This window comes from Candidatus Hydrogenedentota bacterium, assembly GCA_012523015.1.
In the GTDB taxonomy this organism is placed as follows: domain Bacteria; phylum Hydrogenedentota; class Hydrogenedentia; order Hydrogenedentales; family CAITNO01; genus JAAYBJ01.
On sequence record JAAYJI010000039.1, the window covers coordinates 1 to 9176 of the forward strand.

Annotated in this window: 10 protein-coding genes; 1 reads left to right on the forward strand and 9 read right to left on the reverse strand. The window is 57.5% G+C overall.

What is annotated here, in order from left to right:
• From GX117_01660 to GX117_01695, 8 genes are all read right to left on the reverse strand, one after another.
• On the reverse strand, positions 1 to 398 hold a 398-nt coding region (locus tag GX117_01660; GenBank protein NLO32052.1), incomplete at its 3' end, for a BREX system P-loop protein BrxC.
• Positions 395 to 958 carry a DUF1788 domain-containing protein gene (locus GX117_01665; protein ID NLO32053.1) on the reverse strand — a complete coding sequence of 188 codons (564 nt, stop codon included), beginning with the start codon at positions 956 to 958 and terminating at the stop codon, positions 395 to 397. The genes GX117_01665 and GX117_01660, both read right to left, overlap by 4 nt.
• A gap of 3 nt (positions 959 to 961) precedes the next feature.
• On the reverse strand, positions 962 to 1654 hold the full coding sequence (locus GX117_01670) for a hypothetical protein (protein NLO32054.1): 693 nt from the start codon (positions 1652 to 1654) through the stop codon (positions 962 to 964).
• Between the two features lie 214 nt (positions 1655 to 1868).
• Positions 1869 to 2390, reverse strand: coding sequence for a gamma-glutamylcyclotransferase (locus tag GX117_01675; protein NLO32055.1), 522 nt, complete (start codon positions 2388 to 2390; stop codon positions 1869 to 1871).
• A complete protein-coding gene (locus GX117_01680) occupies positions 2387 to 3202 on the reverse strand; it encodes a glucosamine 6-phosphate synthetase (GenBank protein NLO32056.1) in 816 nt (271 codons plus the stop codon). Before GX117_01680 ends, GX117_01675 begins: the two co-directional genes overlap by 4 nt.
• On the reverse strand, positions 3187 to 3726 hold the full coding sequence (locus tag GX117_01685; protein NLO32057.1) for a DUF5049 domain-containing protein: 540 nt from the start codon (positions 3724 to 3726) through the stop codon (positions 3187 to 3189). Before GX117_01685 ends, GX117_01680 begins: the two co-directional genes overlap by 16 nt.
• A 14-nt stretch (positions 3727 to 3740) precedes the next feature.
• Entirely contained in the window at positions 3741 to 4667 is a 927-nt protein-coding gene (locus tag GX117_01690) for an amidoligase (protein NLO32058.1), read from the reverse strand.
• Between the two features lie 306 nt (positions 4668 to 4973).
• Positions 4974 to 5231: a VrlD gene (locus GX117_01695; protein NLO32059.1), complete on the reverse strand. Its 258-nt coding sequence runs from the start codon at positions 5229 to 5231 to the stop codon at positions 4974 to 4976.
• A 103-nt stretch (positions 5232 to 5334) separates the two neighbouring features.
• Between GX117_01695 and GX117_01700 the strand changes: the two genes are divergently transcribed.
• Positions 5335 to 5700, forward strand: a complete 366-nt coding sequence (locus GX117_01700) for a four helix bundle protein (protein ID NLO32060.1) — start codon at positions 5335 to 5337, stop codon at positions 5698 to 5700.
• A gap of 135 nt (positions 5701 to 5835) precedes the next feature.
• On the opposite strand, the gene GX117_01705 is transcribed toward GX117_01700, so the two are convergent.
• Positions 5836 to 9176 (reverse strand): DUF4815 domain-containing protein (locus GX117_01705; GenBank protein NLO32061.1); only part of this gene is annotated, 3341 nt, incomplete at its 5' end.

The following is a 9176-nucleotide window of genomic DNA, read 5'->3' on the forward strand; positions in this document are numbered from 1 at the left end:
ACCAGGCCGCCCTCGCGCCGGCTCACGACATCGAGTTCGCGCAGCAGCGCGCGCAGTTCCTCGGGCATGGACGGCACCAGCGCCCGGGCTTTGACCCCGTCGGGAAATTCAGTGTCGCGCCAGAGATGGCAGAGCATTTTGAGCAGGTGCGATTTGCCGCTGCCGAAGAAGCCGCTTACCCAGGCCGCGCGCTGGCTGGTGCGCGTGAGGTCGTCGAGGAAGGAACGGATAATCTTAATCACGCCTTCGGCGTATTGCCCTTCGCAGACGAAAGTGGAAAGTTCACCGCGCAACTCCTCCAAAGCGCGCTCGTTCCTTGTGTCCACGATGCGGGCTTGACCCTGGTTGATGAGCCCGTGCTGTGCCGGGTCGCGTTGCAATACATCTTTTATCTTCATACCCATGCTCCTTCACTGTGCAAGGTGACCGGTACGGCCAGGTAGTTCCATCCATCGCGCGCGTCGAGCAGCCGGTAGTTGTTGCCCTCCAGTTGTCCGGGGAAGAACAAGACCAGCCGCCCGCGTATATCGCCTTCAATTAACTTCAAGACTTCGGAAACACGTGTAAAGCCAAACAGCGCCCCGAGCCCAAAAACTGCTACCACGGACTTGTCCGTGACTTCCATACGAAGGAGGGTCCCGCGCAAATACTCGGCCAGAAAGTCGGGGAACTCCGCATCCAGTTTGAGCTGCAAGTCTTCGGGGGATTCGAAATAAGCGTCCCGATATTCGTCTTGCGCCATCCATTTGGAAAAGGCATCCGACAAGTCAACTTCGAACCACTCGTGGCCGGCCTGTCGCGTCGCGTTTTCGAAGGCCATCTTTCGAGCACGGAGCGTTCGCTCAAGTTCTTTATCGTATACAAGCATAATGACCCGTTGCGCTCCGGCCACGGTACGTTGCCAGGGCGTGGCAATATGCTTTGCGTAGTGTTCCGCCAACTCTTCGATGCGCGACATAGGCTATCCCCTTGTTTTTAGATTCTCGAGACGACTGAATCCAATCTCTATGACATCTGCTGCCATTCTAATATCAATAAGGCCGAGACGCTTTGCTTCCAATGCCAGGTTTTTCGCTTGTGTCGGGCTGCAATCCAGCACGGCTATCCACCCTGAAGAAAAAAGGTCGTTGCCGCGAAATCCACTCTGATATCCGAGATAAAGACCGAAAGCAATCGTTGCCGCCGTGGGGGTTACCTGTTGTCGAATCTTGAGCGCGCGTCCTGAAAGGTGCCCGGATTGGGTCCAGGAACTGGCAGCGTTTCGGACCACCTTGTCCAAGGTGCATTCATTCAACCGTTCACCAACAACTGCTCGAATCCCGTGCCTCATAGGATCGCGAAGAAATTCAGCATTTATTCCGAGTTGAAGAACAGCGTCTGCCGTTGCTACCAGTAGTGGGTCTCTGGCAAGAGCGCACTGTAACGCAAGAAGTGCATGGCTGTCCTCGGCGTGTTCCCAGAGGCTGCGGAATACACGAAACAGGGGAATCTTGGGGTCAAGCGCGTAAAGCTCGCTAAGGCGCTGTAGCGTTAAGCGTCGTGTAGAGGCCGTTGGCTTGCCGAGGCAATTATCCTCAATCACTGCAGAAACATATACTGTTCGCGCCGAACGAGGTGTAACAGTCACCATGACCTGGGATAACTCAGACAACATCATGGTCCGGCTCGTGTGCGTACCTTTGTTGCCAAAGCGAAAGCCTGATTCCGCTGTTTCGGCAACGTCGGCACTTGGTGTAAAAAATCTCAATGTAGGCATTAACACACTCCTGTTATGCCGGCAAACATGCCGGCATAACAAAGTGTATCACAATCCGCTGCTTTTTGTCAAGGGTATAGTTATGCCGGCAAACATGCCGGCATAACGCTGATTACCAAGTAGCAATACGATGCCTCTTGACATTATTTCTGACACTGTAAATCCATGCACATCTATAAGTTACGAATGATGGCAACGATATTAAGATCCGTTGATACAGGCTGGGCCTTCCGGGTCGGAAGCCTTCGAGGTAGTCTATAGGCGGGAGGTTTTTCGCTGGGTCGGGCAGGGTGATGCATTCGCCGTGGATGCGGTCCCAGTCGCCGAGGGGTGGGGTGTTTGCCGCGTGTTGGGGCATGTGGGCGTTGAGACGGGCCTGGGTGGCGGCGCCGGCGCGTGTGTCGGCGGTGCCGTGGGCGAGGATGGATGTTTCCGGCACTTCGAGGGCGGGATAGGCGCCCAGGTCGTAGAGTCGGCCCCAGACGGTGGCGGGTTGGATGGCGATGGCGTTGCGGCAGAAGCGATCGTGGTTCGGAAAGCCTCGTTTGAGAGTCCCGTAGACGAATAGGGTGATGACTGGTTCGCGCTTGTCATTGTCCGTTGTGTGCTTCGACGGGGTTTTCTTGGGGATCATACGGGTATTTTCCTAGGGTTTCCTGTAGCTTCGGTGGTGTTGAGCCTTTGTTCCTGTGTGGTAAACCGGAAGGGTTCGGTTCCAAAATTCGCGATGTCCTGATGTTCAAAGTGCATCATGGTCATGGGCGGTATTTCGAGCGGGCGCCAGCCTTTCTCGCTGGCGACGGCGTATTCGAACCATCCCGCTTCGCTGGCATAGGCCACAACGCGATATTGTCGGTGGAAATAGAGGCTGAGCGGCTTGTTGCCCGTGAGGACGAGGATGGTCCAGGGCGCGAAGCGTGAGGCCAACACGGCGCTCATCTGGCCGCGGCAGAGCGTCAGTGCCCGCTTGAATCCCGGTCGGTTGACGGCGCTCTCTTGGGAAAATCGGTCGGCAAGGCGGAAGATGCCCTCGCTGTCCACCTCGGCGAAGCGGGGCAGTCCCAGGCGTACAAAGAGATGGTCCGCATTGTAGATGGTGCCGTTATGCGTGCCGAGGATGGCCCCGGCCCGGATAGGATGGTTATTGCGACTGTTGGCCTCGCTGCCGCGTGTACGCCAGCGTGTGTGCCCCAGGAGCGCGGTGGTCCGGTTGTCAACCCCTTCCAGCGTTTCTTGAAATAGGTCTGACACCGTGAGTTCGGATGCCGGAACCGGCCGTTTCAGGATGCTGTACTCGCCGTCAGTTTTAAGCCAGGCAGCACCGGTGGCATGAGGCCCCCGCGACTCGGCGTGCAGCAGCATTTCCGTGAACACCTGGCACAGATAGTCGCGCTCGCTGGCGCGCCGACGCTTCTTGCCAAAGATAAGCCCTACTTGTCCGCACATGATGGGTCGCCTTTCTTGTCCGCCGCAAAGCCGCGGAAGATGCCCGCAGAGTAGTCCCGCTGATGGGTGCGCACCCACGCCGCGGTCTTGTCCATGCCCATGGCGTCGGCAATTCGCGCCACAGTAGGCCAGTCCAGCATGTTCGTGTGTCCATCGCGGCGGATGATCTCCAGGTCGTCCAGCACCTCGCCGGGGATGTGCACCGGTCCCGGGTCTTCCAGGACGAGGGTAACGTCAACCGCATCATCCACCTTATCCGCCACGAATTCGACGTAGCCGTTTGTGGCGAGGGCGCTGAGGAAGTCCGCAGCGCGCTCCTCTGGTGTGCCGCCGCGCAGGGGCTGCTTGTCCGGCAATCGGGTCAGCAGGTCCTCCATGTACTCATCCGGCGTTTGCCGGGCTGTGAAAGGCGTTTGTGCGCGCATCTGTTCAACCAGGGCGAAGCAGTTGGCGCCTTCAATCTGTCGGCCGGATTCCAGCGTCGGTTGTCCATTCTTATCCGTGTTACGAATGACCATCTTCATTGGGGATTCTCCTTTCAGCATGCAGTTACATGCGGTTGCGTTGGCGTTTCGGACGTGGGTTGGGGGCGCCCGTTTTTGAAGGCCGCATCGCCGGGCATATTCGCGAGCAGATGCTTGCGCACCGCCTTGAACTCGTCTCCACTCAGATTGAGGCGAAGCAGGAAGACACGGAAGTCATACTTGGCACTCGTCGGGTCGAAGCTTCGCTTGCGACTCGATGCTGCGCGTCCGTTCAGGGCCTTGGCGGCGAGGGCGAGGCAGAGGGTGATATTGGCGCGCACCTTGCCAGCATGGAGGGTGGCCTCAAACCAGCGAAACTCCACCGTGCCGCGATACCAGACGTTATGCAGGTTCACGCCGTGGTAGCGGGTCGAACAGTAGTGTTGCGGATGCGCGTTGTGATAGCCGTACCAGATGCGGTTGAGTTCGTCCTTCGTTTGAGGGCGCTGTCGTTCCACGCGGCGGATGAATTCCTCGTTGACTGGGCGTGTAAACCGGCGGAGCCGTTCATCGCTGATGCCGAGGGCGTGCAGAATGAGAGGCTCCTGCTTATAAACGATCTTGGCGAGGTTGCCCAGGCGGCGTCCGTCGAAGGGGGCGGCATCAATGTGGACGTGCATGCCGCACTGCGTGTTTACCTGTGCGCCGCAGCGACGGATGGCGCGGACGACTTCCTGAAACTGCTTCAGGTCTTCGTACTCCAGAACCGGGGTTACGACCTCGGCGCGAAGGTGGAAGGGCACGTGGCTGAGCGACGCGTCAGCGACCACTTTCCAATGCCGCCCGTGCAGGTCCACGACCTCCCAGGGGTCGTAGCAGTTGGGCTGGCCGATGTATCGGACCGTACCGCCAACCACCGAGTGGATGGCCCGGGCCACCTGCTCCCGCGTCCGCTTTACCGTTTCAATCTCGACCCCGAATCTTATCTCGTGCATGTCCATCGTCGCTTCGCTCCGTTGTGTTCTGGTTTCTTGTTCCTGGTTTCTGGTTTCTCGTGGGCGGCTGCTTTTGCCGTCGTGTGACAATGAACGCTTGGTTCGGAGGTGGAAGTCAAGAAAAAGAACACGCTGGATTGGAATGCAACCTGTTGGCGCAAAAGAACTTATGCTGTTGCAAGCCAACCCAGCCAAACACGGGGACTTACGCGGCTCAAGCGTAAATACTGGAAGGACGCCCGCCGGGTAAGAATCACCTGAAGAACTTTGGTTATGGCGGCTACGCTGTGCAAGTTCGGAGAGAAGTGTTCTCTAAGGTTCTGATGAAGGGGTGCTTTGCAAGTCCCGGTTAAGGTTGAGTATCCGTTGCTCCTCTTCACGGATGCGCTCCAGTAGCAACGCGCACGCCTGCGCATCATCCACTGGCAGCCCAAATTCCTGTTCGATACACCTGAGTCGTTTATGCAACAGTTCGACTGCCTCAATGAAGTGGTCGCGCACCAGGGCTTCACGTTTTTCTTTTGGGGATGGGATGTATTCCGTCATCCCGCCGCGGCGTTTTACAAGCATTCGCTTGGTTCCTTGTTTCTGGTTAGTTGGTTTCTGGTTGAAGAGTTTCTGGCTAAAGAGTTTCTGGTTGAAGAGACGGGGGTTTGTGGTGTAGTGTTTTCGCATGAAGATTGAGCGATTCGGAGATATCCAGGGATGGCAGGAAGCGAAGAAACTGACGGTCGCCATATACCAGGTTACGCAAGAGGAAGCGTTCTCTCGTGACTTCGGTTTGCGCGACCAGATGCGGCGCGCGGCTGTGTCGGTTATGGCGAATGTGGCCGAAGGTTTTGGGCGTGCCAGCCGCAAGGACTTCATGCGCTTCCTCGCCATGGCCAATGGCTCTGCACTCGAAGTACAGAGCCATCTGTACGTTGCTCTCGAATTGGGGTATATCTCGCAGGAGCAATTTGAACACTGCTACTCCCTTTGCCATTCTTCTTCCCGCCTCATCGGCGGCTTCATAAACTACCTATCGAAGCAAGGCTAGTTGCTAGCAAGGCTGGTTTCTGGTTACTTGGTTTCTGGTGCCTAGTTGGTCGGTGTCTGGTTGCCGGAGTTCTTCGAACCAGCAACCAGACACCAGAAAAACAAGACACTAGACACTAGAAAACCAGGCACCCGTTCACGACAGCGTTGCGCCGAGCGTGTGTATGCGGGGGTAGACCAAGGACGTACCGGTCATGGTCGCCTTGTAGCGGACGCGGTTGCCGGTGTTATTGGTGAAGGTTCGCGACAGGGTATACTCGGTCCACTCATGCGTGATGGGACGGGTATCGTCAATGGTCATGGACTCCCAAGTGGCGCCGCCGTTATTGCTGCAGAACCACTGGATGGTTGTCCCGCTCGGGATATCCATCTGCGCGTATACCTTCGTTGAGGCGACGCCCTGGGTGAGTTCATTCTCCCGGCTGATGTACGTGCCCGCCGTGGCGTTCAGATAGCCGATGAGATTGACATCTCTGAAACTCAATGCAGGCGTATCGTTCGCGGCGTTGGTTGTCATATTCACCCGGACCAGCACCTGGGTGGCGAGATTCGGCAGTCGTTCCTCCTCGGCCGGTACGATAGCGTCCCACGTCGCGCCACCGTCAGTCGAATACTCCCAGAGCATGGCGCAGGCTTCGGGGATGGCACTGTATTCATCAATGTTGAGTTCAGAGAACTGGACGCCGGTTATGGGCTGAAACTGCACGATGCCGTCAAGGTCGAAGTCGGCCCCGTACACCTTCATGGTGAGGCTCGTGTCCGGGAGCGGCGTCCACGCTTCGGCATTGGCGCTTTCAAACAGTGCGCCCTCGGTATAGTCAAGGCGCGTAATGAGTCCATCCGGTCCCATCTGGCCGAGTTGAGCAACCCGCACCTCATAAAGCGGGCTCTCACTGCCAATGACCAGGGCGTAGCGCCGTCCTGCCTCGGCGTAGAAGGGGTCGTCGAAATTGATGCGCGTCTCATCGTTAAACACGATATCGGCGGGGGCAATGCTTTTTTCGGCGAACACGGTGCCATTGGGCAGCCCGTTCGTCACCCCACGCACCTGAATATTGACTGGCTGGAAAGCATCCTTGGCCGTGAAGAAAAGACCGACGCCCGAAACCACCTGATTTTGCTCGAAGCGGAAAGTTTGCGCCAACGGGTCAACACGGGTCGGAAAGGTGCGCACCTTCCAGAGCAAGGTTGTGACCACCGTGCGAAGGATACGCATGAGAAGCGTTTCACCGGGCGAGGCGGCGAGTTGACTGCCTGCGCCATCTTCCTCGCCGCTGGCAACGCGCAGGATGCGGGAGATATCCAGCGGTGCGTTGATTTCCATGCCCACCTTGGCTTCGTAGGCGCCATCCGTCATTAACACGATACGGGTGCCGTCGCGCACGTCCGCCGGGATGGTGAACATTGCGGTAAGCGCTCCCGTACTGTCCGCGGTAAGGCCGGACAACACCAGTTTATTGTCGCAATAGACGGACACATCGGAAGCATTGGGCGTGAAATGCATGCCGCGCACATGGACATCGGTGAAGCCGCGGCGGCCAGTATTTGGGGACACCTCGATACGCGACCGGGGCTTTTCGAAGAGGGCGTGGGGATTGATATTTTTGGTGTTCGAGTACTTGGTCTGGTTGATGCGCACCGTTTCACTCGCAGGCAACATTGCGAGTCCTTCGCTGAAGGATGCGTCGCTGTTTCCATAATCCACGGCAAGGAGATTCGGTGTGCCCGTCCGGTCGGGGGCGACAAAGCGCCGATTCGGGTCAATGCGCGCGCTCCATTGCGGATGATACCGGTCTGACTGGGCGTCGTTGGAAAAGTCATCCGAATAGATGCCCTTCTTGGTCTGGGCATCGCGGTTTTGCAGGTCGTTATTCATCTGATACTGGGCATCGTTGTATTTAAGCGCCTCGACATCCTGGATGATGTCGTGGATCTGGTCCATGGTGATACGGGTAAGCCCGAAATTGCGCACCACCAGTTCTGTCGAGTTGGGCGGGCATTCGATGCTGCACAGGCCCAGCGCTCCATCCGGCAGAACCGGGAGTTTCGGGGTATCGGCGGGAGCACCTTCCAGCCGCTTAATCTCCGAAGTCGTCGCGTAAATGATATCGCGTCGGCCGAGATAATATTTGTAGTCAATGCTGCAGTTAGAGCCGTGAATGGGTTGGTCGCCCACACCGGTACGGCCGAAGTTGATAAGATCCGTGTTTCCGGGCGCCACGGAAAAGGCGGACATGCTAAGGGTGGTTGGCGAGGTTTGGGGCGGTACCGAAGATGTGGTCGTTTCGACACCGTCATCCACATAATTGATGGCTTCCGGCCCCAGTTCGATGAGACGATAGAAATTCGTGCGGCTGCCGGGATTTGTGGCGCGGTATACGCGATAGCCCTGCGCCCCCGACACCGGAAGCCAGGTAAGCAGGTTTAGTCCACGTGAGGGAGTTACGGCGGAAAGAACGGTGCTTGCATTGAAGATCGTCTCGCCCGCAGCGTCAAAGGCAGTGACGACATAATGATAGGTAGTGGCCGACGGATGCCCCGATACACCGAACCAGCCACCGTCCACATAGTCCACATTCTTGAGCATCTGTTTCGTGTAGGTCCAGCGGACCGTATAGGTTGTGCCGATGGCCGGGGCAGTGCCGGAGCCCAGCCAGTCCACGCTGTTGCCGGACTGCTGCCAATCGACGCCTTTTTGGTAAACGGTAGCGCCCTGGCTTACTTCGATGATATCCACCACGGGATTCGGTGTAAGCAAATCCTCGCCGCCGCTTACGGACCCGCGGGTGACGTTGGCCGTAATCTCGACAATACCCTCAACTTGCGTGGTGCTCTGGAGGGGACCATTGTTTAGCGAGTAGCGCCGCTTGGTCGAATTGAAGGTTTTTTGCTCGCCACGTACCCCTTTCACCGCGACGGACTTGGGCACTGTCGTGCTGCTGGGCCAATCACGATGGAAGCGGAAGCCCCGAATATAGGCGCGGCCGGCATTCGTGACGACCTCGACATCGCTGCCATCCACATTTCCGAGGAAGCTGTTGAAGCCATCAACAAGATAACTGCCCGCCTGGTCGTAGGTGCGTTCAGCAAGGTTTTGCAGAAGCGATTGAAGACCTTCAGCGGCCGCGAAGGCGAGGTGATCCTCCGTAATGGAGCCAACCGTAATGCGCTCTCCCGGCAACATCCCTTGCAGCGCTTCCAGGGGCAAGTTCAGTCTCTGCTCGCGCACGGGCATGAACACACCGGTCGCACGATCAAAGAAAAGGACGGGGACCACCTTGCGCTCCGTGACATTATTGGGCAATGCTTCTCCAGAGGTGTCCGTGGCCTTGTAAGTGAGAACCCATTTCTCGCGCTCGGCGGTGGGTTCGCCGGTAGCGGGATTGATAAGGGCGGTGTCCTGGGTATGGTTGATGTTGTACTTGAGCAACTCCACGTGGACCACATCAACGCCCGAAGTCTTACCGGGATCATAGG